Below are 24,116 nucleotides of genomic sequence, written 5' to 3' on the forward strand. Positions count from 1 at the left end.
CATGAGTGAAAACACCGCACCTGAAGAAGATCGCCGCAAAGGCAGCACCGAGCCCGGGCTGGAGGGTGAAGGTGGCCAGTATGAGGAAGGCGACTACGGCGAGGCCGGCGTCGTGGGCGGGGCGGAGAACCAGCCCCAGGAGGGCGACTATCCCGAAGGTGACTACGGCGAGGCCGGCTCTGTTGACAGCGCCCGTGAGGTGGAAGTGGACGAGGACGAGAACCGGTAGCGGCCGTTCACGCACAGCGAACTACTGCCAGGGACGGGGATTTTCCGCCTGAAATCCCCGGGATTCCGGGGGTTCGCCTGAGGGTGCCGTGACCCAAAAATCCAAAGTTGAGCGTACTCCGCTCAACTTTGGATTGACATCGCTTGTGCCTTGAGTAAAGTTGAGTGCAGAACGCTCAACACGAGCGCCAGCAAGTTTCCAAGGAAAGAAGGAAGCAACACATGTCACGTGCAGTAGGTATCGACCTCGGAACCACCAACTCCGTCGTCTCCGTTCTCGAAGGTGGCGAGCCCACCGTTATTGCCAACGCCGAGGGTGGCCGCACCACGCCGTCCGTCGTTGCATTCTCCAAGTCCGGCGAAGTCCTGGTTGGCGAGATCGCCAAGCGCCAGGCCGTCAACAACATCGACCGCACCATTCATTCCGTCAAGCGCCACATGGGCACTGACTGGAGCGTCGCCATCGATGACAAAAAGTACACGGCGCAGGAAATCTCCGCACGCATCCTGATGAAGCTGAAGAACGATGCCGAGTCCTACCTCGGCGAAAAGGTCACCGACGCCGTCGTCACCGTTCCCGCGTACTTCAACGACGCCCAGCGCCAGGCCACCAAGGAGGCCGGCGAAATCGCAGGCCTCAACGTCCTGCGCATCGTCAACGAGCCCACCGCGGCCGCTCTGGCGTACGGCCTGGACAAGGGCAAGGAAGACGAGCTCATCCTGGTCTTCGACCTCGGCGGCGGAACCTTCGATGTCTCCCTGCTGGAAGTCGGCAAGGATGAAGACAACTTCTCCACCATCCAGGTCCGCTCCACCGCCGGCGACAACCACCTTGGCGGCGACGACTGGGACCAGCGCGTTGTTGATTACCTGCTGAACCAGCTCAAGGTCAAGGGCATTGACCTGTCCAAGGACAAGATCGCCCTGCAGCGCCTGCGTGAAGCCTCGGAGCAGGCCAAGAAGGAACTCTCTTCTTCCAGCAGCACCAACGTTTCGCTCCAGTACCTCTCCGTCACCCCCGATGGCCCGGTCCACCTGGACGAGCAGCTGACCCGCGCCAAGTTCCAGGACCTCACGAAGGACCTGCTGGACCGCACCAAGAAGCCGTTCCAGGACGTCATCAAGGAAGCCGGCATCAAGCTCTCCGAGATCGACCACATCGTCCTCGTGGGCGGTTCCACCCGCATGCCCGCTGTCTACGACCTGGTCAAGGAACTGGCCGGAGGCAAGGAACCGAACAAGGGCGTCAACCCGGATGAAGTTGTAGCCGTTGGCGCAGCACTCCAGGCCGGCGTTCTGAAGGGCGAGCGCAAGGACGTCCTGCTGATCGACGTCACCCCGCTGTCCCTGGGCATCGAAACCAAGGGTGGTGTGATGACGCACCTGATCGAGCGCAACACCGCCATCCCCACGAAGCGGTCCGAGACCTTCACCACGGCTGATGACAACCAGCCGTCCGTGGCCATCCAGGTCTTCCAGGGCGAGCGCGAGTTCACCCGCGACAACAAGCCGCTGGGCACGTTCGAGCTGACCGGCATCGCGCCGGCTCCGCGCGGCGTCCCGCAGGTCGAGGTCACCTTCGACATCGACGCCAACGGCATCGTCCACGTCTCCGCGAAGGACAAGGGCACCGGCAAGGAACAGTCCATGACCATCACCGGTGGCACCGCGCTCTCCAAGGAAGACATTGAGCGCATGGTCAAGGACGCCGAGGAGCACGCAGCCGAGGACAAGGCCCGCCGCGAGGCGACCGACACCCGCAACACCGCGGAGCAGCTCGCTTACTCCGTGGACAAGCTGATCGCCGACAACGCCGACAAGCTGCCCGAAGAGGTCAAGACCGAGGTCAAGGCCGACGTCGACGAGCTCAAGAAGGCCCTCGAAGGCACCGATGACGCAGCCGTGAAGACCGCGTTCGAGAAGCTCCAGGCTTCCCAGTCGAAGCTCGGCGAAGCCATTTACGCCCAGGCCGGTTCGCCGGACGGTGCCACCGGTGCCGCAGGTGCCGAAGGCGCCGCTGGTGGCGCCCCCGCCGGCGACAAGGCTGCTGATGAGGACATCGTCGACGCCGAGATCATCGACGAAGACGAAGCGAAGAAGTAGCCATGCCGCACCACGGTAACGAGGAAGAGCACAACTCATCCGCGAACCAGGAGCCGATCATCCGGGACAACCGCAAGGTTGACCCGGTGACCGGGCAGGCCCGGCACCCGGAGGGCGAGCAGCCCGCTGCCGAGCCGGTGGGAGAGCCCCTAGTGGGCGAGCCTGTTGGCGGCGAGCTTGGTGACAGGGACGGCGATGCACTCGCCCAGGCCGAGGAAATCCTGAACGGCATCGAGGTGCCGGCCGAGGAATCGGTGGCACAGGGTGCCGGACACGCTGAAGCTGCCGAGCTGAAGAACGATCTCCTCCGCCTCCAGGCTGAATACGTCAACTACCGCAAGCGCGTCGAGCGCGACCGGGCCGTGGCAGGGGAGATGGCTGTTATCGGCGTCCTGAACTCCCTGCTGCCGGTACTGGACGACGTCGATGCTGCCCGCCAGCACGGTGACCTGACCGACGGCCCGTTCGCCGCGATCGCCACCAAGCTGGAGAACGCGCTGAAGACGTACGGCCTGGTCCGCATTGATGAGACCGGAGTGGAGTTCGATCCCACGATCCACGAGGCCCTCATCCAGCAGCCGGGAGAGGACATCGAGGTTGACACCGTCAGCCAGGTCCTCCGCTCCGGCTACCGGTCAGGCGAGCGCGTCCTCCGCGCAGCACAGGTTATCGTCGCAGTTCCTGCGTAGCATTTACCCCATCGAGATGGCAGTTCGCGGCAGTGATTCGCAGGAACATTGCCGCGAACTTCCATCTCGGCACAGAGATTTGAAAGGAAACGCCATTGGCTAGCCAGGATTGGGTGGACAAGGACTTTTACGCGATCCTTGGTATCGCCAAGGACGCTTCCGACGCCGACATCAAGAAGGCCTACCGGAAACTTGCCCGCCAGCACCACCCGGACACCAACTCGGGGGACGCTGCGTCGGAGAAGAAGTTCAAGGACATCTCCGAGGCCTATTCAGTGCTGTCTGATCCGGACGAGCGCCAGCAGTATGACGCCATCCGGGCCATGGGTGGCGGCGCGCGCTTTGCCCCCGGCGGTGCCGGTGCCGGTGCCGGGAACGGCGGCTTCGAGGACATGTTCGGCGGCCTGTTCACCGGCGGCGCGCGGCGCCAGCCCGGCGGGTTCAATACGTCAGGCGGCATCCCGCCCGAGTTTGCTGACCTGTTTGGCGGCGGCGGCTTCGGCGGCCCGACGGGCTTCCAGCGCCCGCCGCAGAAGGGTGCCGACCGTACGGCTACGACCAGCATTTCCTTCTCCGGGTCCATCCGCGGCACCACCATCGGCCTGCGCGAACCCAGCGGTGACGTCATTGACGTCCGCGTTCCCGCCGGCATCAAGGACGGCCAGAAAGTGCGCGTCCGCGGCAAGGGCCAGCCAGGGCCCGCCGGCAACGGCGACCTCATGGTGGCCGTGTCCGTCAAGCCGCACGAGTTTTACACGCGCGACGGCGACAACCTCCGCATCCATGTCCCGGTCACCTTCCCGGAAGCTGCTTTGGGCGCCGACATCCAGGTCCCCACTATCGACGGCGAGACCGTCAAGGTCCGTGTTCCGGCCGGCACGCCTTCGGGGCGTACGCTCCGGGTCAAAGGCCACGGCGTGAAGACCTCCAAGGTCACCGGCGATCTCCTGGTGACCATCGACGTCGCGGTGCCGAAGAACCTGAACAAGGAAGCCGAAGCAGCCGTGAAGGCCTTTGCCGAAGCCACCGCCGACGCCGATGTCCGTGAAGGCCTGGCCGCCAAGGCCCGGCTCTAAGCAACGGAGCAGACCGTGGACATCAGCGCTGACCAGCCGATCTTCGTGATCTCCGTCGCGGCTGAACTGGCGGACATGCACCCGCAGACGCTCCGGCAGTATGACCGGCTGGGCATTGTTTCGCCCAGCCGGGCGCCGGGGAAGTCGCGCCGCTATTCGCAGCGGGACATCAACATGCTGCGCGAAGTCCAGCGGCTGTCCCACGAGGGCGTCTCGCTCGAAGGCATCAAACGGATCCTTGAGCTCGAGAACCAGGTGGCCGCGCTGCAGCGCAGGGTGGGCGAGATGACCGAGGAGCTGGGCCGCCGTCGTGATCCTCTTGATTCGCGGATCTTCGCGGCCGGTGCCGCCGGTGATGTGGTCAGCCTGGCACGGGGCCAGCGCCCCCGTGCGCGCTCCCAAGCCGTGGTGGTCTGGCGGCCCAGGGCGCTGGGCGAATAGTCGCCACTCAGGCAGTCGGCCGACGCATAAATAGCCCTGCCCGCCGCTCGGGTGTTGCGCATAGCCGCAGGTGAGACCCGTTTCACGGCGCTGGGCCGGATTATGTCCGGCTACCGGGCCAAAGTTACGCCGCGGCAGGTTTCCCGCAGGTTAACTCTCCCAGGGCCCGTTTTCCCGCGGTTTTCTCCCGCACGCCTGCCGTGCGCCTCAACTCCCGGCCGGCCCGGCGAGCGCCCCGAAACGGTCTCGAAACCAACCGGGCAGGCGCTGAAACAATTCGCTCCTACGTTCATCGCAAGGGGTCACTTCTGACGGACCTCGGAGGCGAGCCGCTGCCCAGCGCAACGGCGGAGTGAGAAGCAGGTACACATGAGGGTTTCGGTCACCAAACGCGCTTTCTATTCCTTGGCGGCAGCCGCCATGGCCACTGTCCTGGCAGGCTGCGGCAGCCAGATCGCGGATCCGGCGTCCGCAGGCTCCACCGCCAGCAGCGGCACTTCCTGTGTGGACACCTCGGGCAGCAGCATCAAAGTCGGGTTCATCAACTCGCTGTCCGGCACCATGGCCATCAGCGAGAGCACCGTCTTCGACTCCCTGTCCCTGGCTGCCGAGGAAATCAACGCTTCCGGCGGTGTCCTGGGCAAGCAGCTCGAGGTCATCAGCGAGGACGGCGCCAGCGAACCGACCAAGTTCGCGGAGCGCGCCGGGAAACTGATCCAGCAGGACTGCGCGGCCGCGGTATTCGGCGGCTGGACCTCCTCGAGCCGCAAGGCGATGCTCCCTGTGTTTGAGGCCAACGACGCGCTGCTGTTCTACCCGGTGCAGTACGAGGGCCTGGAGTCGTCGAAGAACATCTTCTACACCGGCGCCACCACCAACCAGCAGATCATCCCGGCGTTGGACTATCTGGCCGAGCAGGGAACCAAGTCCCTGTTCCTGGTCGGCAGTGACTACGTCTTCCCGCGAACAGCCAACAAAATCATCCAGGCCTACGCCGCGGCCAAGGGCATCGAAGTCCTCGGCGAGGAGTACGCCCCGCTGGGCTCCACGGAATTCTCCACCATCGTCAACAAAGTCCGGGACTCCAAGGCCGACGCGGTCTTCAACACCCTCAACGGCGACAGCAATGTGGCCTTCTTCCGCCAGTACAGGAGCGTTGGCCTGACCGCCGACACCATTCCCGTGGTCTCCGTGTCCATCGCCGAGGAGGAAGTCCCCGGCATCGGCCTGGACAACGTCGAAGGCCAACTGACTGCCTGGGACTACTACCAGACCCTGGACACGCCAGCCAACAAGAAGTTCGTGGCGGCGTTCAAGTCGAAGTTCGGCACCGAGCGCGTAACGAGCGACCCCATGGAAGCCGCCTACACCTCCCTGTACCTCTGGAAGGCAATCGTGGAGAAGGCGGGATCCTTTGAGGTGGACAAGGTGCAGGCCGCCGCGGACGGGGTGACCTTCGAGGCGCCTGAGGGCCTGGTCACGGTCAACGGGGAGAACAACCACATCACCAAGACCCCCCGCATCGGCAAGATAAACGCGGAGGGCCTGATCGACACGGTGTGGTCATCGCCCGCGGCGGTTGAACCGGATCCGTTCCTGGCCACTTACGACTGGGCCAAGGACCTGACCAAGTAACGGCCGCGGAAACATCGAGGAAAGGCCTGCTGGAATGGAACTCCTGATAGGGCAGATGTTCGCCGGACTCAGCCTCGGCTCCGTGCTGCTCCTGGCGGCACTGGGACTGTCGTTGACCTTCGGCCAGATGGGGGTCATCAACATGGCCCACGGCGAGTTCATGATGGCCGGGGCCTACACGGCCTTTGTGGTCCAGCAGGCCATCTCCGACGCCGGCGTATCGCTGCTGGTGTCCATTCCCGCAGGCTTCCTGGTGGGAGGTGTCCTGGGGCTGGTGCTCGAAGCGGTGCTGTTGCGCCGCATGTACCACCGGCCCCTGGACACCCTTCTGGTCACTTTCGGGGTGGCCCTGATCCTGCAGCAGGCCGCACGTGACATCTTCGGGGCACCCAGCGTCGATGTCCGCGCACCGGGATGGCTGCAGGGGAACATCGAGTTGCTGGGCGCTCCCATCCCGCTGACCCGGCTCTTTATCCTGGGGCTCTCGCTGCTGTGCCTCGCCGGCCTGGTCCTCCTCCTGAAGGCCACGCCGCTCGGGCGCCGTATCCGGGCCGTTGTGCTGAACCGGGACCTCGCGGAAACGAGTGGGGTGTCAACCCGGCGCAGCGACCAACTGACGTTCTTCATCGGTTCGGGCCTGGCCGGCATCGCCGGCGTCGCGGTCACACTCATAGGTTCAACAAGCCCGTACCTCGGCACCAACTACATAGTGGATGCCTTCCTGGTGGTGGTGGCCGGAGGTATCGGCCAGATCAAGGGGGCCGTCATCGCTGCCTTTGCCCTGGGAGTGCTGCAGTCCGTCTTCGAGTACTCGACGACGGCCAGCATCGGCAAGGTCCTGATCCTGATCGTGATTGTGGTGTTCCTCCAGCTTCGGCCGCAGGGCATCTTCAGCCTCAAAACAAGGAGCCTGGCATGAAAAGCCTGTTGCGCGGGCGGTTGGGAACCGTGGCCGGATTCACCCTTGGTGCGGTCCTGCTCCTGGGCGTTGCACCCGCGCTGCTTCCGGCGTTCAACCTCGGCCTGCTAGGGAAGTTCCTCTGCTTTGCCATCGTGGCAGTCGGTATCGGCCTGGCATGGGGACGCGGCGGCATGCTGACCCTGGGCCAGGGGGTGTTCTTCGGACTCGGGGCCTACATCATGGCCATGCACATGAAGCTGGCCGACGCATCGCTCTTCGGCGGCTCCGGGGTGCCGGACTTTATGTCCCTCTACGGCAGCGGCGAGGTTCCAGGCTGGTGGGAACCGTTCCGGAGCCCCGCAGTGACGCTCCTCGCCGTGGTCCTGGTTCCGGGGCTGGTGGCACTCGTCCTGGGCTTCGCGATCTTCAAGCGCCGCGTCAAAGGTGCCTATTTCGCGATTCTCAGCCAAGCGCTGGCGGCGGCCTTCGCAGTGTTCCTGATTGGCCAGCAGGCTACAACCGGAGGGTCCAACGGACTGAACGGATTCCGGTCATTCTTCGGTTTTGACCTGAAGGACCCGAACAACAAGCTCATGCTGTACATGATCGCGGCGGTGGTCCTGCTGCTGTCGGTCGCCATTGCCCGGCAGCTGATGCACAGCCGTTTCGGCGAGCTGCTGGTGGCGGTCCGGGACCAGGAGGAGCGCGTCCGTTTCCTGGGCTACGATCCGGCGACCGTCAAAACCGTCATCTACGTGGCTGCCGCCGTCCTGGCAGGCGTCGCGGGGGCGTTGTTCGTCCCGATCGTCGGGATCATCTCGCCTGCGGACGTGGGCGTGATCCCGTCCATCGCATTCCTTATCGGCGTCGCAATCGGCGGCCGCGGCACCCTTCTGGGGCCGGTCCTCGGCGCCGTCTGCGTCGCCGCGGCCCAGTCCAGCCTGTCATCCACTTTCCCGTCCTTCTGGGTGTACTTCCAGGGCCTGCTGTTTGTCCTGGTCATCGGGTTTATGCCGGGCGGGCTTGCCTCATTGCCGGCCCTGCTGGGCAGGCGGCGCAGAACGCCGCCCGAAGCGTCAGATCCCGTAGCGCCGCCCGACGCGCCAGATCCCGACGTTGAAGAGCGAGCCACCAAGCCTGAGGAGGTCAGCAGATGACGACGCCCACGCTGCTCCCTGACGGGGAGCCCCAGGCCGGGGGTTGGCGCCGCGGCCGGCCAAAATACCTCGAAGTCCGTAACCTCTCGGTTTCCTTTGACGGATTCCTCGCCGTGGACAACGTCAACCTTGATGTGATCCAGGGCGACCTGCGGTTCTTGATCGGACCCAATGGTGCCGGGAAAACGACGGTAATTGATGCCATCACCGGGCTGGTGCCGGCTACGGGATCGGTGAACCACACCGGCACAGAGATCCTCGGCCGCAAAGTGCACAAGATCGCCCGGCTGGGTGTGGGGCGCACGTTCCAGACCGCAAGCGTGTTTGAGAACCTCTCCGTACTCCAGAACCTCGACATCGCTGCCGGCTCCAGCCGCAGCCCGCTGCAGATGCTCCGCCGCCGGAAGTCCGTGGAACCAGCCGTGGAAGAGGCCCTGGAAATCATCGGCCTGGCAGGCGCGGCGGACAAGAAGGCAGGCATCCTCGCCCACGGACAGAAGCAGTGGCTGGAAATCGGCATGCTCCTGGTGCAGAACTCGGACGTGCTCCTCCTGGACGAGCCAATCGCGGGGATGAGCCAGGACGAGCGCGGGGAAACCGGCGAGCTGCTGCGCCGCATCGCAGCCAACCGGATCACCCTCGTAATTGAGCACGATATGGACTTCGTCCGGGAGTTCGCGACATCGGTCTCTGTCCTTGCCGCGGGCAAGGTCCTCAGTGAGGGAAGCGTAGCGCAGGTGCAGGCCGACAAGAAGGTGCAGGACGTGTACCTGGGGACCGCGGCAACGGAAGGCCAATGATGCTCGAAATCGAAAATCTGCAGACCGGTTACGGCCGTACTCAGGTGATCTCCGGGGTGAGCGTGACCGTCCGGGAGGGAGCCGTCGTCTCGGTTCTGGGGCACAACGGCGCCGGCAAAACGACGCTGCTGCGCGCCGTCGTCGGGCTCCTCAAACCCATGGCCGGACGCATCACCCTGGACGGGGAGGACATCTCGGCCCTCCGCCCACACCAGCGGATGGCGCGGGGCATGGCCTATGTACCACAGGGCCAGCAGTCATTCGGGCAGCTGTCCGTTATGGAGAATCTGCAGCTCATCGCGGACGGGCGCAGGAACGGCAATGAACGCGTGGCAGAGGCCCTCGATATGTTTCCCGCGCTCCGTCCGCTGCTGGCACGGCGGGCCGGGCTGTTGTCGGGCGGCCAGCGGCAGCAGCTTGCCATTGCCCGGGCGTTGATCACCGAGCCGCGCCTTCTGATCCTGGACGAACCAACCGAAGGCATCCAGCCCAACGTTGTGGCGGAGATCGAAGCGACCATCCTCAAGCTGTCCCAGCGCAACGGCATGAGCATCCTCCTGGTGGAGCAGCACATCGGTTTTGCCCTCCATGCCGCGGACAGCTACTACGTCCTTTCGGCCGGAAGGGTTTCCTCCTCGGGAGCCGGCGGCGCTGGATCAGCGGGCAATGTGCGGCAGGCGATGCTCATCTGAGGCGAGAACAATGCTTGTCTGATGCCGAAAAGCGAGTACTCACTACTCGTGACCGGACCACCCCCCACTGGCTTGAATGGAACTTCAGCTAGGTCTAACAGTGCAGGTTCGAGCCTTTGGGGGTTTTCGCGTGTTTGGTTCTTCAGTCGTTATGTTCGCAGGGTCCAGTGCCGGGCTGATCCTGCTTGCCATCGGTCAGACCGTCGTTGTGGTTTGCATGTGCTTTGACATGGTGCGGGCGCTGTCCGTGCCGAGGTCGCACCGGCGCTATGTGGCCAGCACGGTCTTCCGGACGCTGGCCGTTCCGTCCATCATCGCCGCCGGCATGAGCGTGCTGATCGACGCGCTGGCCTGGTCCTGGATGGACGTTGGCATGTCGATGTTCGTGATGGTGGCCATCATCTTCCGTCTGCACCACGACAAGGACGAGGACAACTGGTGGAAGGGCAAGGGCAAAAAACTCGCCCGCTGGGCCCGCAGCCAGTTCAGCTCCGGAACGTCGGTAGCGCCGGCGATGGGGTAGGACTCCGGCGACCCGGGCACACGGTCGCCGGTGCCGGTTGTGGCCTGCATCACTGCCGCGTAGACTTCCACTTCAGGGCAGGATTCATATATGGAACATCGAGTTCTATTATCGAACTCGATGCCTGCCAGCCGCACAACGAAGTGAGGAAAGCCCGTGCAGTTCCACCACCACGGTTACGTATCCGGTGACCCGCGGGTCCAGCCAGCATCCGGCGTCGGTCTGGACCGGCCTGCCGAGCTTCCCGACGAAGTGGACGTGCTCATCGTGGGCACCGGTCCTGCGGGCATGCTCACCGCGGCCCAGCTCTCCCGGTTCCCTGGCGTCACCACGCGCATCGTGGAGCGCCGCCCCGGGCGGCTCGTCATCGGCCAGGCGGATGGTATCCAGGCCCGCAGCGTCGAAACCTTCCAGGCGTTCGGGTTCGCGGAGCGCATCATCGCCGAGGCTTACCGCATCACCGAAATGGCGTTCTGGAAACCGGACCCCGCCGACCACTCCCGGATCGCCCGCGCCGCCCGCACGACGGACGACCCCACGGGCGTCAGCGAGTTCCCGCACCTGATCGTCAACCAGGCCCGCGTGCTGGACTACTTCGCCGAGTACATGGCCAACGCGCCAGCGCGGATGTCGCCCGACTTCGGCTATGAGTTCCGCAGCCTCGAAATCGGCGACGGCGACTACCCAGTCGCCGTGAGGCTCGTCCACACTTCAGGACCTGACGAGGGCAAGACGCGTGTTGTCCGAGCCAGGTACGTCGTCGGCGCGGACGGCGCACGCAGCAAGGTGCGCGACTCGATCGGCTGCACCATGGCCGGTGACCAGGCCCATCACGCGTGGGGAGTCATGGACGTTCTCGCCGTCACCGACTTCCCCGACATCCGCACAAAATGCGCCATCCAGTCCGGTGCGGGCGGCAGCATCCTGCTAATCCCGCGCGAAGGCGGGCACCTCTTCCGCATGTACGTTGACCTCGGCGACGTCGCGCCGGAGGACCACGGGGCCGTGCGCAGCACCACCATCGAGCAAATCATCGACCACGCGAACACCATCCTGCACCCCTACACCTTGGACGTCCGCAATGTCGCCTGGCACAGCGTGTATGAGGTCGCCCACCGCCTCACGGACAGGTTCGACGACGTCCTTCCGGACCAGCGCGGGACGCGCACACCCCGCGTGTTCATCACCGGCGATGCCTGCCACACGCACAGCGCCAAGGCCGGCCAGGGCATGAACGTCTCGCTGCAGGACGGCTTCAACCTCGGCTGGAAGCTCGGGCATGTGCTCGAGGGCCGCAGCCCCGCCAGCCTGCTGGCCACGTACTCGGCCGAGCGGCAGGTGGTGGCGAAGAACCTGATCGACTTCGACAAAGAGTGGTCCACCATGATGGCGAAGAAGCCGGAGGAGTTTGCGAACCCCTCCGAGCTTGAGGACTTCTACGTCAGCACCGCCGAGTTCCCCGCGGGCTTCATGACCCAGTACACGCCGTCCATGATTACCGCAGAACCGGTGCACCAGCACCTGGCCGCCGGCTTCCCCATCGGCAAGCGGTTCAAGTCCGCGCCCGTGGTGCGGGTGTGCGACGGCAACCCGATGCATCTCGGCCACCACGCCACAGCGGACGGCCGGTGGCGCATCTACGTCTTCGCCGACGCGGCAGCATCCGATGCGGCGACGTCGTCCGCAGAACAGCCGACGGCGGGACAACAGGATGCCGGACAGCCGACGGCGGGACAGCACGCGCCGCCGTCGTCCGTCTCCGGCTTCGCCGAGTGGATCGCGAACTCGCCGGAATCACCGCTGGCCGCTACGCCGTCGGGCGCTGACCGGGACGCGTGGTTCGATGTGAAGGTCATCTACCAGCAGGACCACACAAACGTTGATATCGGTGCGGTTCCGGCGGCGTTCAAGCCGTCAGTGGGGCCGTTCCAGCTGACGGACTACGAAAAGGTCTACGCCACCGATCCCGCCGCTGACATCTTCGAGCTCCGGGGCCTGGACCGCGGCGGCGTGGTGGTGGTGGTGCGGCCGGACCAGTACGTGGCCAACGTCCTGCCCCTGGACGCGACGGCCGAACTCGCCGCGTTTTTCGCTCCGCTCCAGCGGCCAGCGATCAGACAGTGACTGTCTGCGCGGTCCGGAAACCGGCGGCGGGATAGACGCCCAGGATGCGGACTTCGGTGGTGAAGAAATCCAGTTCCTCAAGGGCCAGGCGCAACGGCAGGTCCTCGGGGTGGCCTTCGACGTCCACCATGAACATTGTGGCGGCGAATTCGTCCCCCACCATGTAGCTCTCCAGCCGGGTCATGTTCACGCCGTTCGTGGCGAACCCGCCCAGCGCCTTGAACAGCGCCGACGGGACGTTCCTGACGCGGAACACAAAGCTGGCCACCGCCGGTCCGGGCAGCTCTTCCCGGGTGGGCAGTTCCTTTTCCCGCGCCAGGACCACAAAACGGGTGGTGTTGGACGGGTCGTCCTCGACCCGCGACGCCAGCACGTCAAGGCCGTAGATCTCGGCCGCGAGCGGGGGAGCGAGGGACAGCTTGGTGGGGTCGTTCCACTCGCGGACCTCCCGGGCGGATCCGGCGGTGTCCCCGGCAATGACAGGACGCAGCCCGGCCTCCCGGATCAGGCGGCGGCACTGGCCCAGGGCGTGGATGTGGCTGTGGACCTCCGTGGCCGCCTCGATAGTGCTGCCCGGAATGCCCAGCAGGTCAAAGTGGATGGGCAGGAAGAACTCGCCCACGATCTGCAGGTGCGACTGGGGGAGGAGGATATGGATGTCTGCCACCCTGCCGGCGATCGAGTTCTCAATCGGAATCATCGCCAGCTCCGCCTCGCCGCTGGAGACCAGCTCGAAGGCGTCCTCGAAGCTGGCGCAGGGAACGCTTTCCAGCTGGGGGAACATCTGCATGCACGCGATATTGGAGTTGGCGCCGGGCTCACCCTGGTACGCAATCTTCTGGGCCATGGTCCGTATGGTTTCACGTCAGGTGCCTGCCCACCCAACTGAGTAGCGTCAAGTGCCGTTTTGAGGGTCCAGAACGGCAGATAGCGCTACTCAGTTGGGGCATCAGAGGTGGGTGACGCGGAGCCAGACGTATTGGTGCGGCGTAAGCATGGCTTAGCCCGCGCCCAGCCGCATGGACACCTGGTACCGGTCCGAGCGGTACGTTGAGACGGCGTATTCGATGGGTGTGCCGGGGTCCTCCTGGCCGGTGAACGAACGGCGCCGGAAGAGCAGGACCGGTGACCCGGGTTCGATGTCCAGCAGCGCGGCGGTCTCGTCAGGGGCGGCGGCGGCCTCGACGGTCTGTTCGGCGTGCTGCACCGGGTGCCCCGCGGCGCCGAGGGCCCGGTAAAGGGATCCCGTCAGGTCTTCCGAGAGCAGCCCGGGGACCAGCGCGGGCGGCAGCCACGATTCGTCCACACTGACGGGCGCGCCGTTCGCGAGCCGCAGCCTGCGGACGCGAAAGGCAGTTTCCCCGGGCGCCAGCCCGAGGTGATCGGCGGCCGCCGCCGGCGGCAATGCCGTGGAGGCGTTGATGACCCGTGTGCTGGGTTCGAATCCGGCGGCCCGCATGTCCTCGTTGAACGAGGCCAGGTGCAGGGTGGAACGCACCAGCCCGTGGGAGACGAACGTGCCCTTCCCCTTGATCCGCACCAATGCGCCGTCCTGGACCAGGTCCGAAATGGCACGGCGCACCGTGATGCGGGAGACGCCGAACTGCTCCTCCAGTTGCCGCTCACCCAGCAGGGCGTCGCCGGGCCGCAGCGTGCTGGACACCAGGTCCTGGAGTTGCCTGCGGACCCAGACGTGTTTTAGTTCCCCTGCCGTATCCATGTCTCCTATTTTCCGGGAATTTTGAACAGGTGGCCGCCTGCTTCCACGCGGCCACCGGAGGCCGGAGGTTCGATGGCGTCCGCCGCGCTGTCCAGGATCACCACGGGACTGCACATGCTCAGGTCCTTTGAGCGGACCAATGTGACGTCCACGGTGATCATGGGGTCGCCGGCGCGGACCTGGTCCCCCTTTTGCGCGAGCACGGCGAAGCCCTCGCCCTTCAGCCCGACGGTGTCGATGCCGACGTGGACCAGCACTGCGGGCCCAGACGCGTGCTGGACGATGTAGGCGTGCGGCATGACCTTGATGACCCGGCCGTCCAGCGGTGCGACGGCGGTGAGGACGCCGGCGTCGTCGTCGGGAATTACGGCGGCGCCGCCGCCTACAAGCCCCTTGGCGAACACGGGGTCCGGCACCTCGTCCAGGGGAATGAGCCGGCCCGGCAGCGGGGCGACAACGCTGATGACCTGGGCCGGTGCTTCCGTGCTCACGTCCGGCGTGCTCACGTCAGGCGTGCTCACCTCAGGACTGCTCACATCAGATCCTGGATGTCTTCGGCGAGGCTTTCGGCTTCCGGACCCACAACCACCTGGACCACCGTGCCGGACATCATGACGCCGTGGGCACCCGCGGCCTTGAGGGCGGCCTCGTCAACGCGGGAGGAGTCCACCACCTCGGTGCGAAGGCGGGTGATGCACCCTTCGATTTCTTCGACGTTATCGGCGCCGCCAAGGGCGGCGAGGATGATTTCTGCTTTGGACATGTCCACTCCTGAGTTCGTTTCGCGGTGAATGACGCCGGGTCCGGAAGCTTTTTTACGGCTTGAGGTTGACAACTGAGGTCGGCGCCCTTCACAGTGATGGTTGTCACTGGTTATAACCAGTTAGCTAGACTCTACTGAATCAAGCATCCCCGCACAAGCACCACCCTCTTCGAGACGAGGAACATTATGACGACTGAAAACCCATCAGCTTCCGCCGAGGCCGGCCCACTGGCCGCCCCGGCACCAGGCAAGGGCAAGGGCAGCGGAAAAGCGCTGCAGAACATGCAGCGCTTCGGCCGCAGCCTTATGCTCCCCATCGCCGCCCTCCCCGCGGCGGCGCTGCTTTTGCGCCTGGGCCAAGACGACCTGCTGGGCAGGTTCGAATCCCTGACCACCGTCGCCCAGGTCATCGGCGCCGCCGGCGGCGCCCTGTTCGAGAACCTGCCGCTGCTCTTCGCCGTCGGCATCTCCTTCGGTTTCGCCAAAAAGGGTGACGGTTCCACGGCCCTTGCCGCCGTCGTCGGATACCTGGTCCTCACCAACGTCTTCAAGGTCATGGCCCCGCTGGTGCTGGGAGCCGCCCCCGAGGGCGGCAAGGATCCCGTCATCAATTACGGCGTGCTGGCAGGCATTGTGATGGGCCTGACGACGGCGTTGCTGTGGCAGCGTTTCCACCGCACCACCCTGCCGGACTGGCTGGGCTTCTTCGCGGGCCGCCGCCTGGTGCCCATCCTGACGTCCTTCGCCGCCATCGTGATCGGCGTGGCCATGGCGCTGCTGTATCCGCTGTTCAACAACGGGCTGACTGCCGTGGGCAACACGGTGGCGGACAACACCGTGGTGGGCAGCGGGGTCTATGGCGTCCTCAACCGGCTGCTCATTCCGCTGGGCCTGCACCACATCCTGAACTCCATCGTCTGGTTCATCATCGGCGACTACGACGGCGCCCACGGCGACCTGAACCGGTTCTTCGCCGGGGACCCCACCGCCGGCGTCTTTATGACCGGCTTCTTCCCCATCATGATGTTCGCCCTGCCCGCAGCCGCCCTCGCCATCTGGCAGGAAGCCAAGCCGTCGCAGAAGAAGATCGTGGGCGGCATCATGCTCTCCACCGGCCTCACGGCCTTCCTCACCGGGATCACCGAACCGCTGGAGTTCTCGTTTATGTTCGTGGCCTGGCCGCTGTACGTCGTCCATGCCTTCCTGACCGGGACGTCCATGATGCTGGTCAACTTCCTCGGCATCCATCACGGGTTCGGATTCTCAGCAGGAGCGATCGACTACGTCCTGAACTTCGGCATCGCACAGAATCCGCTGTGGCTGATCCCCATCGGGCTGGGCTACGCCGCCGTGTACTACGTGGTGTTCCGCTTTGTGATCCGTCGCTGGAACCTGCGCACCATGGGCCGCGAAGATGAAAACGACGAGAACGGCTCAATGGCCAAAGCCGATGCCAGCTGAGCCTTCGTCGGCCCGGGGCAGCGGGGCCGGCGACGGGGTGGGGCTGCGGGGCCGCCTCGTCACCGGACTCCCCGGTGCTGCGGTGATCGACGACGGCACCGTGGTGATGGCCGGAGGGAACATCGTGTGGTGCGGCCCGACGTCGGACCTGCCGGTAGGTTTCGACGCCGATCTCCGGCAAGTGCCGCTCATCCTGCCCGGACTCGTGGACGTCCACTGCCACGGTGCCGTGGGGCACACTTTCTCCGCGGATGCGGACGGCGCGCGCCTGGCTGCCGGCCACCATGCAGCGCAGGGCACGACGTCGGTACTCGCCTCGCTGGTCTCGGCGCCGTCGCAGGTACTGCTGGAACAGATCGAGGTGCTGCGGGACCTGGTGCAGGACGGCACCCTGGCCGGCCTGCACCTGGAAGGGCCGTTCATCACCACAAGCATGTGCGGGGCCCAGGACCCGGCAGCCATCATCGACGGCGACCCGGCGCTCCTGCAGCAATGGCTTGAGGCGGGACGAGGGACCGTGCGGTCACTGACTCTTGCCCCCGAAACCCCGCACTTTGCCGAGCTCGTGCAGCTCTGCCGGGAACACGGCGTCGTGCCTTCCCTTGGCCATACCGCCGCCACGGCTTCCCGCACCCGGGAAGCCCTGGGCGGCGTAGACGGTGGGGTTGGCGGCCTGTGGTCGGCCACGCACCTGTTCAACCGGATGCCCCCGCTGGGCCACCGCACGCCCGGGCCCATTGCGGTCCTGTTGCAGGCGGCCGAGCAGTCACCCGGGCAGGTGGTGCTGGAACTGATTGCCGACGGCGTGCACCTGGACCCGGAGATCGTCCGCATGGTCTTCGGGCTGGTGGGACCCCGCTCCATTGCGCTCATTACGGATGCGATGGCGGCGGCGGGCATGTCCGACGGCCATTACACTCTCGGCAGCCTGGACGTGCTGGTCCAGGACCGCGTGGCGCGCCTGGCCGGAACCGCCGACGCCGGTCCCGCCGCCGCTCCCGACGCCGGTCCCGGGGCGATCGCCGGCGCGACGAGCCACCTGCTGGAGAACGTCCGCCGCTGCGTTGAGTGGGGCGTTCCCCTGGCCGATGCCGTCGTCGCGGCATCCTCCACTCCGGCGCGGCTGATGGGCCTGGATCGGCCTGGCCCCAACCGGGTGGGAGCCATTGCCGCGGGTTGCCGGGCGGACGTGCTGGTGACCACCGAAGAACTTGAACTCGTGCAGGCATACCGCGCCGGCACACCACAAACGCAGGAAAGGAATGACCGTGCAGATAGTTCTGTGTGAGTCCGCCGATCACGTAGGAGCCCGGGCGGCGGACATCATTGAAGCCCGGGTCCGGCAGGGACCGGCCGTGCTGGGGCTGGCGACCGGCGGCTCCCCGCGATCCACGTACCAGGAGCTCATCCGGCGGCACCGCGAGGAGCAGCTCAGCTTCGGCAAGGTCGCCGGCTTCACGCTGGACGAATACGCGGGTTTGCCGCCGGAGCACGGGCAGTCGTACTACTCCACCATCCGGCGGGAGTTCGTCGACCATGTGGACCTGCCCCTGGAACGGCTCTTTACCCCGCAGGGGGACGCGCCGGACCTGGTGGCCGAGGCTGACCGTTATGACGCAGCCATCGCCGCCGGCGGGGGTGTGGACATCCAGATCCTGGGCATCGGCGCCAACGGCCACATAGGCTTCAACGAGCCGACGTCGTCACTGGCTTCCCGCACGAGGGTGAAGACCCTCGCCGGGGCCACGCGGGCTGACAACGCGCGGTTCTTTTCCGACGGCGATGTTCCGCGGCTGTGCCTGACGCAGGGCCTCGGGACCATCAGCGAAGCCAAACTGGCAGTGCTGGTGGCGATGGGGGAGAACAAGGCCGCCGCTGTGCAGGCCATGGTGGAAGGTCCGGTCAGTGCCCACTGCCCCGCGTCGGTGCTCCAGCTGCACCGCCGGGCAGTTGTCATCCTGGACCCGGGAGCCGCTTCCCAGCTAAGCCTGCTGGATTACTACCGGGAAGCCCAGGACTTCAACGACAGGCTGGGCCAAACGCCCACGAGGCCCTGGCTCCGGCAGCCGGTCAGCCGTTGAAGAAGGTGACATTCGTCGCATTGGATTCCGCCAAATGAAATTTTGCTACCACTGCATGGAATAACTGTTGAACTAGAGGAGGCGGCGTGGACGCTCGGCTTGAGGCCATCCGGAATACGGTACTGGCGCGGCACCCAGGTGAAGCTGAATTCCACCAGGCAGTGACCGAGGTCTTTGAGAGCCTTGGTCCCGTCCACGACCGGCACCCCGAGCTGCTCGAAGCCGCCATCCTGGAGCGGCTCTGCGAGCCCGAACGCCAGATCATCTTCCGCGTCCCGTGGACCGACGATTCCGGCCGCGTGCAGATCAACCGTGGCTTCCCGAATCCGGCGTCCTCACCGGGAAAGGCATGTCCTGGGGCGGCTCCCTGGTGCGGCCGGAAGCCACCGGCTTTGGCACCGTCATCTTCACCCAGGAGATGCTGAAAACCCGGGGGTCCTCCTTCGACGGGCAGCGCGTGGTGGTGTCGGGTTCCGGCAACGTGGCCATCAACGCCATTGCCAAGGCGCAGACGCTCGGTGCCAGCGTGGTGGCCTTCTCCGACTCCTCCGGCTACATCGTGGATGAGGCGGGAATCGACGTCGCGCTCCTCCGCGAGGTCAAGGAAGTTGAACGCGGACGCCTCAAGGATTATGCAGTGCGCCGCCCCGGCGTTTCCTATGTGGAAGCCGGATCGGTGTGGGATGTCGACGCAACGGTGGCGCTGCCCTGCGCCACGCAGAACGAGCTCGACGGCGATGCTGCCGCGCGGTTGGTCCGCAACGGCCTGGTCGCGATCGGCGAAGGCGCCAACATGCCCTCCACCCGTGACGCTGTCTCGGTGTTCCAGGATGCCGGTGTGCTGTTCGGGCCGGGCAAGGCCGCGAACGCAGGCGGCGTGGCGACGTCGGCGCTTGAGATGCAGCAGAACGCCAGCCGCGATTCCTGGTCCTTCGAGCACACAGAACAGCGGCTCACCGAGATCATGGTGGGCATCCACCACCGCTGCGCTTCAACCGCGGACGAGTACGGCGACCCCGGCAACTACGTGCTGGGCACCAACATCGGCGGCTTCGTCAAGGTGGCTGATTCCATGCTCGCGCAGGGGCTTATCTAGCGCACACTCACACTGACGCTCATATCGGCCACCGACACAAGCAAGGGTCGGTGGCCGCTTGCGTTGTTCCAGCATCCGGGCACGGAGTCTATTTACATGCTTGCCGGAAAGATGGTTTACGGACACGGCGCCTACGAATACACCATGGAATCGAGCGACTCACTCCTGCTTGACGGCGAGGGCCCCATGGGCCGCTGGAGCTGCTCGACTTGCCCATCAGGTTCATGGCCGTCTCCGCCAAGTAGCACTGCGCGGGAAAACCGGCGGCTGCGATCCCGGAATTCCCTGAATCCAAAGTTCGTTTGAGTGACCTGTGAAACTCGCGTGCCCGTGAGTGAAACGTTGATTTAACCAGCCAGAAACCCATCGCGGAACTGCAGCCATACAGTCGGAACCAGACGGCAATAGCTGCCCTCCGACGAACGTGGTACTTACTCCGCGTCCCACCTCCGGAGCGGCTCTGACGGGCAATTTCCGTTCTCTCTTCGCATCACGAAAGGGGTTTCCCATGGATTCGGGAAATGTCGCTTGGATTCTGGCCAGCTCAGCGCTGGTCTGTATGATGATCCCTGCCCTGGCCCTGTTTTACGGGGGCATGGTGGGGTCTCGTCGTATTCTCAACATGATGATGATGATGATGTGCTTTGGCGGCGCGAGCCTAGTGGCAGTACTCTGGGCGCTCTTCGGTTATTCCATGGCCTTCGGAAACTCCGTGGGCGGCCTCGGACTCATCGGGGACATCACGGAATTCCCGGGCATGGGACAGTTGCTCGCCGCAGACGAGGCAGCCTCCATTCCGGTGGTCCTGTTCGCCGCCTTCCAACTGTTCTTCGCATGTGTCACTACGGCCCTGGTTGCGGGAGCGGCAGCCGGACGTATGAAGTTCGGCGCCTGGATGCTGTTTGCCGGAATCTGGGCAACCATCGTCTACTTCCCCATCGCACACTGGGTGTTCGCTTTCTCCTCTGCTGACGGCAGCGTCATGGGCGGCTGGATCGCGAGCGGCATCAAGGCAATCGACTTCGCCGGTGGAACCGCCGTGCACATGAACGCCGGCGCAGCGGCGCTTGCACTGGCACTCGTGCTCGGCAAGAGCTCCGGCTGGCCCAAGATGGAGCACACCAAGCCGCACAGCCGGCCGCTTGTGCTCGTAGGAGCGGGACTGCTCTGGGTGGGCTGGTTCGGCTTCAACGCAGGCTCCGCACTCTCGGCCGGGCAGTCCGCCTCCATCGTATTCCTGAACACCGCGGTGGCAGCGTCGGCCGGCCTCCTCGCTTGGGCACTGGTTGAGCGCCTCCGCCACGGCGCAGCCACCAGCATGGGAGCGGCATCCGGCCTGATCTCGGCCCTGGTTGCCATTACGCCTGCTTGCGGCGCGGTCAGCCCGGTGGGTGCACTGGCCATCGGCGCCATCGCCGGTGCCGTCTGCTCCCTCGCCATCGAACTGAAGTTCCGCCTGGGCTACGACGATTCGCTCGACGTCGTGGGCGTTCACCTCGTGGGCGGCATCATCGGCACCCTGTTGATCGGCCTGTTTGCCACCGACGCTGCTCCGAACGCCGTCAACGGCCTGTTCTATGGCGGCGGCGTTGAATTGCTGGGTGTCCAGGCGCTGGCCACAGTCACGGTCCTGGCGTACTCGTTCGGCATCACGTGGATCCTGGCCAAGATCCTCGACCGCGTTGTCGGCCTGCGGATCAAGCCTGAAGACGAAATGCGCGGTATCGACATCGCCGCGCACTCGGAACTTGCTTACCTCACTGATGAAGACCCGGTGGAGCTGGGTTCGCCGCAGCGGGCCTGATAACCAGTGGGACCTGAACTCAAATAGATATGCCCGGGCGGCGCCCATTGGCGCCGCCCGGCGCGAGCCCGGCTAAGGGCCGAACATCGGACCGGTGCCAGCAGCCGCTGGCTTATAGTTCCGCAGTTCGGCCTTTTGTCGTGCCGTCAGGCGTCAATACATACCAGGTCGCCGTTGTGAACTTCCAGGACGGCCGCCCGGACGTGGCTGAGGTGGGTCTTCGGGTCTGCTGCCATGGCGTCAATATCCTCGCCGTTCCAGTGCGGATGGGTGAAGTAAATGATCAGGGCTCGTTCCTTGCCGTCCGCCGCTGCGTCCAGCGGCACCACGTCCGCGTGCCGTCCCGCGACCGGACCGCCGTCGGCCGTTTCAGGAGCGGTCAGGATGAGGCCGTCAAGGTACTCCTGTCGGGTCCAGCCACCAGAGGCATCCTCGGACCGGTAGATCGCCTGCCCGCGCCACTCGTCCACGATAATCCAGAACTGCCCGCCGAGCTTGAAGACTTTGGGTCCTTCGTGCGGGCGCCCCGGAATCGCCAGTCCTTCAAGAACCCACGACGTCGGATCGGCAGGCGTGCTGGTTACCGCACTATACGTGTTGGATCCGCGGGCCTCGTCCTTGTACCAGAGACGGTGCCGGCCATCACCGCAGGGGGCCACTGCCGCGTCGATGACCCGCGGAGACTTCAGGTCGATGGAACCGAGGAACTCCCACGTGACCAGGTCCGGGCTGGTCAATTGGACGATCGAGGCGTTGCCGGTCCGGTCAGTCCGCACTCCGCCGAGGACTGTAAGGTACATGATCCATTGATCGCCGATTCGGACGACGTCGGGCGCCCAGAGTGTGGCGGGCCGTTCAGTTCCCGGCGGGACCAGTCCGTCCAGCGTGCCCTGATACTGCCAGTTGAGTCCGCCATCGGACGGTGCGCACGGGAATCTCCAGGTGGATGCGAAGTCGGAATCCCTTCAGCATATGCGGGAAAGTGCTTTCCCGCAGCTGCTTCCTGGCTGCGTGACAGGGCTCAGCCGGTGCTAGCGCAGGGGACTGGAGGTGCCGCACCGGCCCCAGGCTGTTGTGTCAGCCAGAGGAAGTCGGGTACGGATGGGTACGGTGGCGGGTCTGGTTCTTGGGGGCGGCGCAGCCATTTCCGCTCCGGCTCTCGGTCTGCCGGTAGGTGGCTTTCGGGCAGGAGAGGGCCAGGCGCCTGATGGGGGAGTTGGTTCAGTAGCTGGTTTGGCCAGATGGGTGGTTCCCAGTCGGGGTGTTCGCTGGCGTAGCGGCGGCCTGTGGGTGAAATCCAGCCGGGTGGTTCGGTGGAACTCGCCGTGGTGGGTTTCCAGGGTGTGGTGTGTTTGAGCCGGTGGTGCTTGGGGCAAGGCTGACCGAGATTGCTGATCCCGGTGGTTCCGCCCTGGTGCCAGGCGAGGAGGTGGTCGGCTTCGTTGTCCAAGGACTGGTTGTTGCAGCCGGGGAACGGGCACTTCCCGTCCCGCAATCTAAGCCATTGGCGCATCGCTTTGGGGATCCGGTAGCTGTCACGGCCGATTTCCAGCGGTGCTCCGTCGCGCGGGTCGGTCAGGACACGGTGGAACGAATCGGCGCCGTCGGCGACGAGGGTCCGCGCCATGGACGGCGAGATGGGCCCGTACCCGTCGAGCATCGCGGGTTCATCGGTCAGGCCCATCAGCGCAAACACCGGCACGGTCACGAGGACTTGGGCCTTGGGTGACGGGATCAGATCGGCCTGCCCGCCCAGAAGCCAAGCCGCGGCGCTGTCGGCGCGGAGTTGGGTGAGGGTCCTGGACTCGGTGGGGCCCTGCAGAGCGCGGGCGGCGGTGGTGGCGCGGTCCCAGATCCCGGAGGCCTGATTGGCCGGGAGGTAGGCGGAGAGCCAGGCCATGCCGTCCCGGTCCGGGGAGCATTCAAGCCGCCGGTCCGCCGCGCTGCGGGTGTGGCGTTTTTCGATGCTGTCCGGGTGGTGGCGTTCGCGCCAGGTCCGGGCCTTGTGACGGAACCGGGACGGGACCATTTCTCCGGCCGGCCCACCCCGTGCCGGGTTGGGTTCGTCCGGGTCCAGGAAATGCGCCTCCAACGCGTGCGCGGCAGCAGGATTCAGGTTGAGGGTTTCGTCAACCATGATCCGGGCGTGCTGCCACGAAATGGTCCCTGCTTCCAGGGCGGCGAGGGTCAATGGCAGAGTGGTGGTCAGGCGATGTGCCTCGCCTAGCAGCGCGTCACCCGTGCGTTCGCTGACGGTCAGGGCGCAGGCGACCTCGGCCACGATGCCCATGTCCTGGGCGGTCTGCTCCTGAGGGGAAGTGATGGGGCCCGCGATGGTCTGGGCCGCCTCGTCGTAACCGCTGGCGGCATGGACCTTCACGGCAGCGAACATGGCTTCCATCCCCACGGTCCCCGACAGGACGGTCAGGCACAGCTCAGCCTGCCAGCGAGACAGGTCCCCACACGTCGCGGACGGATCAGGTGCTAAAGGGGCATCAGCCGGGCCAGTTGCAGCCGGGCTGGCTGCTGGATCCACGGCCTTCCCACGAAGCACACCGGCCATCCGCAGGGCAGAGGCCGCGATGGTCTCCAGAATCTCTGCCGGTGCTGTGTTGTCCATACTTCCATCATGTCGAGGGGGTACGACATTTTAGGGTGACAGACTCCACATCCCGGAATGACAGGTCAGAACGCCCCGCGCCAGTAGCCTGTTCACCTCCGCCGCACTCCTGAAGGACATAACCATTAACCGCTCCGCCGCCACCAAAGCACTGACGCTGTTCACCACTCTGCTTCTCGCCAGCGCCCTCACCGGTTGTGAC

General features: G+C 65.4%; 22 protein-coding genes and 1 pseudogene. 17 read left to right on the forward strand and 6 right to left on the reverse strand.

Annotation, left to right across the window (positions count from 1 at the left end):
* Position 1: 1 nt before the first annotated feature.
* From NG698_RS03645 to NG698_RS03700, 12 genes are all read left to right on the forward strand, one after another.
* Positions 2–229: a hypothetical protein gene (locus NG698_RS03645; RefSeq protein WP_252599116.1), complete on the forward strand. Its 228-nt coding sequence runs from the start codon at positions 2–4 to the stop codon at positions 227–229.
* Between the two features lie 221 nt (positions 230–450).
* On the forward strand, positions 451–2,331 hold the full coding sequence (dnaK, locus tag NG698_RS03650) for a molecular chaperone DnaK (protein WP_252599115.1): 1,881 nt from the start codon (positions 451–453) through the stop codon (positions 2,329–2,331).
* A 2-nt stretch (positions 2,332–2,333) separates the two neighbouring features.
* Positions 2,334–3,020, forward strand: a complete 687-nt coding sequence (locus tag NG698_RS03655) for a nucleotide exchange factor GrpE (RefSeq protein WP_252599114.1) — start codon at positions 2,334–2,336, stop codon at positions 3,018–3,020.
* A gap of 95 nt (positions 3,021–3,115) precedes the next feature.
* On the forward strand, positions 3,116–4,096 hold the full coding sequence (locus tag NG698_RS03660) for a DnaJ C-terminal domain-containing protein (protein ID WP_252599113.1): 981 nt from the start codon (positions 3,116–3,118) through the stop codon (positions 4,094–4,096).
* A gap of 15 nt (positions 4,097–4,111) precedes the next feature.
* The gene (locus NG698_RS03665) at positions 4,112–4,537 is read left to right on the forward strand and encodes a heat shock protein transcriptional repressor HspR (protein ID WP_308216161.1); all 426 of its coding nucleotides are present in this window, start codon (positions 4,112–4,114) and stop codon (positions 4,535–4,537) included.
* Positions 4,538–4,906: 369 nt separating this feature from the next.
* A complete protein-coding gene (urtA, locus tag NG698_RS03670; protein WP_252608100.1) occupies positions 4,907–6,172 on the forward strand; it encodes an urea ABC transporter substrate-binding protein in 1,266 nt (421 codons plus the stop codon).
* A 34-nt stretch (positions 6,173–6,206) separates the two neighbouring features.
* The gene (gene urtB / locus NG698_RS03675; protein WP_056341284.1) at positions 6,207–7,091 is read left to right on the forward strand and encodes an urea ABC transporter permease subunit UrtB; all 885 of its coding nucleotides are present in this window, start codon (positions 6,207–6,209) and stop codon (positions 7,089–7,091) included.
* Positions 7,088–8,230 carry an urea ABC transporter permease subunit UrtC gene (gene urtC / locus NG698_RS03680; RefSeq protein WP_252608101.1) on the forward strand — a complete coding sequence of 381 codons (1,143 nt, stop codon included), beginning with the start codon at positions 7,088–7,090 and terminating at the stop codon, positions 8,228–8,230. Before urtB ends, urtC begins: the two co-directional genes overlap by 4 nt.
* Positions 8,227–9,030, forward strand: coding sequence for an urea ABC transporter ATP-binding protein UrtD (gene urtD, locus NG698_RS03685; protein WP_252608103.1), 804 nt, complete (start codon positions 8,227–8,229; stop codon positions 9,028–9,030). Before urtC ends, urtD begins: the two co-directional genes overlap by 4 nt.
* Positions 9,027–9,722, forward strand: coding sequence for an urea ABC transporter ATP-binding subunit UrtE (urtE, locus tag NG698_RS03690; RefSeq protein ID WP_252608105.1), 696 nt, complete (start codon positions 9,027–9,029; stop codon positions 9,720–9,722). The genes urtD and urtE overlap by 4 nt, the downstream gene beginning before the upstream one ends.
* Positions 9,723–9,873: 151 nt before the next feature.
* Positions 9,874–10,245, forward strand: a complete 372-nt coding sequence (locus NG698_RS03695; protein WP_252599215.1) for a hypothetical protein — start codon at positions 9,874–9,876, stop codon at positions 10,243–10,245.
* Positions 10,246–10,401: 156 nt separating this feature from the next.
* The gene (locus tag NG698_RS03700) at positions 10,402–12,369 is read left to right on the forward strand and encodes an FAD-binding monooxygenase (protein WP_252608107.1); all 1,968 of its coding nucleotides are present in this window, start codon (positions 10,402–10,404) and stop codon (positions 12,367–12,369) included.
* Here NG698_RS03700 and NG698_RS03705 read toward each other — a convergent pair.
* The 4 genes from NG698_RS03705 to NG698_RS03720 all read right to left on the reverse strand — a co-directional run bounded on the left by NG698_RS03705 (position 12,359) and on the right by NG698_RS03720 (position 14,852).
* Positions 12,359–13,216, reverse strand: coding sequence for a prephenate dehydratase (locus tag NG698_RS03705; protein WP_252599105.1), 858 nt, complete (start codon positions 13,214–13,216; stop codon positions 12,359–12,361). The genes NG698_RS03700 and NG698_RS03705 overlap by 11 nt on opposite strands.
* 153 nt (positions 13,217–13,369) lie before the next feature.
* On the reverse strand, positions 13,370–14,089 hold the full coding sequence (locus NG698_RS03710) for a GntR family transcriptional regulator (protein WP_252599103.1): 720 nt from the start codon (positions 14,087–14,089) through the stop codon (positions 13,370–13,372).
* A gap of 5 nt (positions 14,090–14,094) precedes the next feature.
* Positions 14,095–14,625, reverse strand: a complete 531-nt coding sequence (locus NG698_RS03715; protein ID WP_252608109.1) for a PTS sugar transporter subunit IIA — start codon at positions 14,623–14,625, stop codon at positions 14,095–14,097.
* The gene (locus NG698_RS03720; RefSeq protein WP_058930899.1) at positions 14,622–14,852 is read right to left on the reverse strand and encodes a PTS sugar transporter subunit IIB; all 231 of its coding nucleotides are present in this window, start codon (positions 14,850–14,852) and stop codon (positions 14,622–14,624) included. The genes NG698_RS03715 and NG698_RS03720 overlap by 4 nt, the downstream gene beginning before the upstream one ends.
* 186 nt (positions 14,853–15,038) lie before the next feature.
* Between NG698_RS03720 and NG698_RS03725 the strand changes: the two genes are divergently transcribed.
* The 5 genes and pseudogenes from NG698_RS03725 to NG698_RS03745 all read left to right on the forward strand — a co-directional run bounded on the left by NG698_RS03725 (position 15,039) and on the right by NG698_RS03745 (position 21,294).
* Positions 15,039–16,313, forward strand: coding sequence for a PTS transporter subunit EIIC (locus tag NG698_RS03725; protein WP_252599100.1), 1,275 nt, complete (start codon positions 15,039–15,041; stop codon positions 16,311–16,313).
* The gene (locus tag NG698_RS03730) at positions 16,303–17,601 is read left to right on the forward strand and encodes an N-acetylglucosamine-6-phosphate deacetylase (protein ID WP_252608116.1); all 1,299 of its coding nucleotides are present in this window, start codon (positions 16,303–16,305) and stop codon (positions 17,599–17,601) included. Before NG698_RS03725 ends, NG698_RS03730 begins: the two co-directional genes overlap by 11 nt.
* Positions 17,582–18,394, forward strand: coding sequence for a glucosamine-6-phosphate deaminase (gene nagB / locus NG698_RS03735; RefSeq protein ID WP_252608118.1), 813 nt, complete (start codon positions 17,582–17,584; stop codon positions 18,392–18,394). The genes NG698_RS03730 and nagB overlap by 20 nt, the downstream gene beginning before the upstream one ends.
* An 86-nt stretch (positions 18,395–18,480) precedes the next feature.
* Positions 18,481–19,490 (forward strand): annotated as a pseudogene (locus NG698_RS03740) (dehydrogenase family protein).
* Positions 19,491–19,998: 508 nt separating this feature from the next.
* Positions 19,999–21,294 carry an ammonium transporter gene (locus NG698_RS03745; protein WP_252608120.1) on the forward strand — a complete coding sequence of 432 codons (1,296 nt, stop codon included), beginning with the start codon at positions 19,999–20,001 and terminating at the stop codon, positions 21,292–21,294.
* Positions 21,295–21,440: 146 nt separating this feature from the next.
* Here NG698_RS03745 and NG698_RS03750 read toward each other — a convergent pair whose 3' ends face one another.
* Both NG698_RS03750 and NG698_RS03755 read right to left on the reverse strand, forming a co-directional pair.
* Complete coding sequence (locus NG698_RS03750; RefSeq protein WP_252599095.1) at positions 21,441–22,094, reverse strand: glycoside hydrolase family protein; 654 nt, start codon at positions 22,092–22,094, stop codon at positions 21,441–21,443.
* Between the two features lie 221 nt (positions 22,095–22,315).
* Positions 22,316–23,914 (reverse strand): HNH endonuclease signature motif containing protein, encoded by a 1,599-nt coding sequence (locus tag NG698_RS03755; protein ID WP_252608128.1) that lies wholly within the window; start codon positions 23,912–23,914, stop codon positions 22,316–22,318.
* Positions 23,915–24,116 lie beyond the last annotated feature (202 nt).

The sequence above is a fragment of the Pseudarthrobacter raffinosi genome, from assembly GCF_023913735.1.
GTDB classification, from domain to species: Bacteria; Actinomycetota; Actinomycetes; order Actinomycetales; family Micrococcaceae; genus Arthrobacter; species Arthrobacter raffinosi.

Bases quoted from the DNA above. Each gene is read 5' to 3' on its own strand.
- NG698_RS03645 (WP_252599116.1), top strand. From the start codon at position 2: ATGAGTGAAAACACCGCACCTGAAGAAGATCGCCGCAAAGGCAGCACC.
- dnaK (WP_252599115.1), top strand. From the start codon at position 451: ATGTCACGTGCAGTAGGTATCGACCTCGGAACCACCAACTCCGTCGTC.
- NG698_RS03655 (WP_252599114.1), top strand. From the start codon at position 2,334: ATGCCGCACCACGGTAACGAGGAAGAGCACAACTCATCCGCGAACCAG.
- urtA (WP_252608100.1), top strand. From the start codon at position 4,907: ATGAGGGTTTCGGTCACCAAACGCGCTTTCTATTCCTTGGCGGCAGCC.
- urtB (WP_056341284.1), top strand. From the start codon at position 6,207: ATGGAACTCCTGATAGGGCAGATGTTCGCCGGACTCAGCCTCGGCTCC.
- urtC (WP_252608101.1), top strand. From the start codon at position 7,088: ATGAAAAGCCTGTTGCGCGGGCGGTTGGGAACCGTGGCCGGATTCACC.
- urtD (WP_252608103.1), top strand. From the start codon at position 8,227: ATGACGACGCCCACGCTGCTCCCTGACGGGGAGCCCCAGGCCGGGGGT.
- urtE (WP_252608105.1), top strand. From the start codon at position 9,027: ATGATGCTCGAAATCGAAAATCTGCAGACCGGTTACGGCCGTACTCAG.
- NG698_RS03695 (WP_252599215.1), top strand. From the start codon at position 9,874: ATGTTCGCAGGGTCCAGTGCCGGGCTGATCCTGCTTGCCATCGGTCAG.
- NG698_RS03705 (WP_252599105.1), bottom strand. From the start codon at position 13,216: ATGGCCCAGAAGATTGCGTACCAGGGTGAGCCCGGCGCCAACTCCAAT.
- NG698_RS03710 (WP_252599103.1), bottom strand. From the start codon at position 14,089: ATGGATACGGCAGGGGAACTAAAACACGTCTGGGTCCGCAGGCAACTC.
- NG698_RS03720 (WP_058930899.1), bottom strand. From the start codon at position 14,852: ATGTCCAAAGCAGAAATCATCCTCGCCGCCCTTGGCGGCGCCGATAAC.
- NG698_RS03725 (WP_252599100.1), top strand. From the start codon at position 15,039: ATGACGACTGAAAACCCATCAGCTTCCGCCGAGGCCGGCCCACTGGCC.
- NG698_RS03730 (WP_252608116.1), top strand. From the start codon at position 16,303: ATGCCAGCTGAGCCTTCGTCGGCCCGGGGCAGCGGGGCCGGCGACGGG.
- NG698_RS03745 (WP_252608120.1), top strand. From the start codon at position 19,999: ATGGATTCGGGAAATGTCGCTTGGATTCTGGCCAGCTCAGCGCTGGTC.
- NG698_RS03750 (WP_252599095.1), bottom strand. From the start codon at position 22,094: ATGTACCTTACAGTCCTCGGCGGAGTGCGGACTGACCGGACCGGCAAC.
- NG698_RS03755 (WP_252608128.1), bottom strand. From the start codon at position 23,914: ATGGACAACACAGCACCGGCAGAGATTCTGGAGACCATCGCGGCCTCT.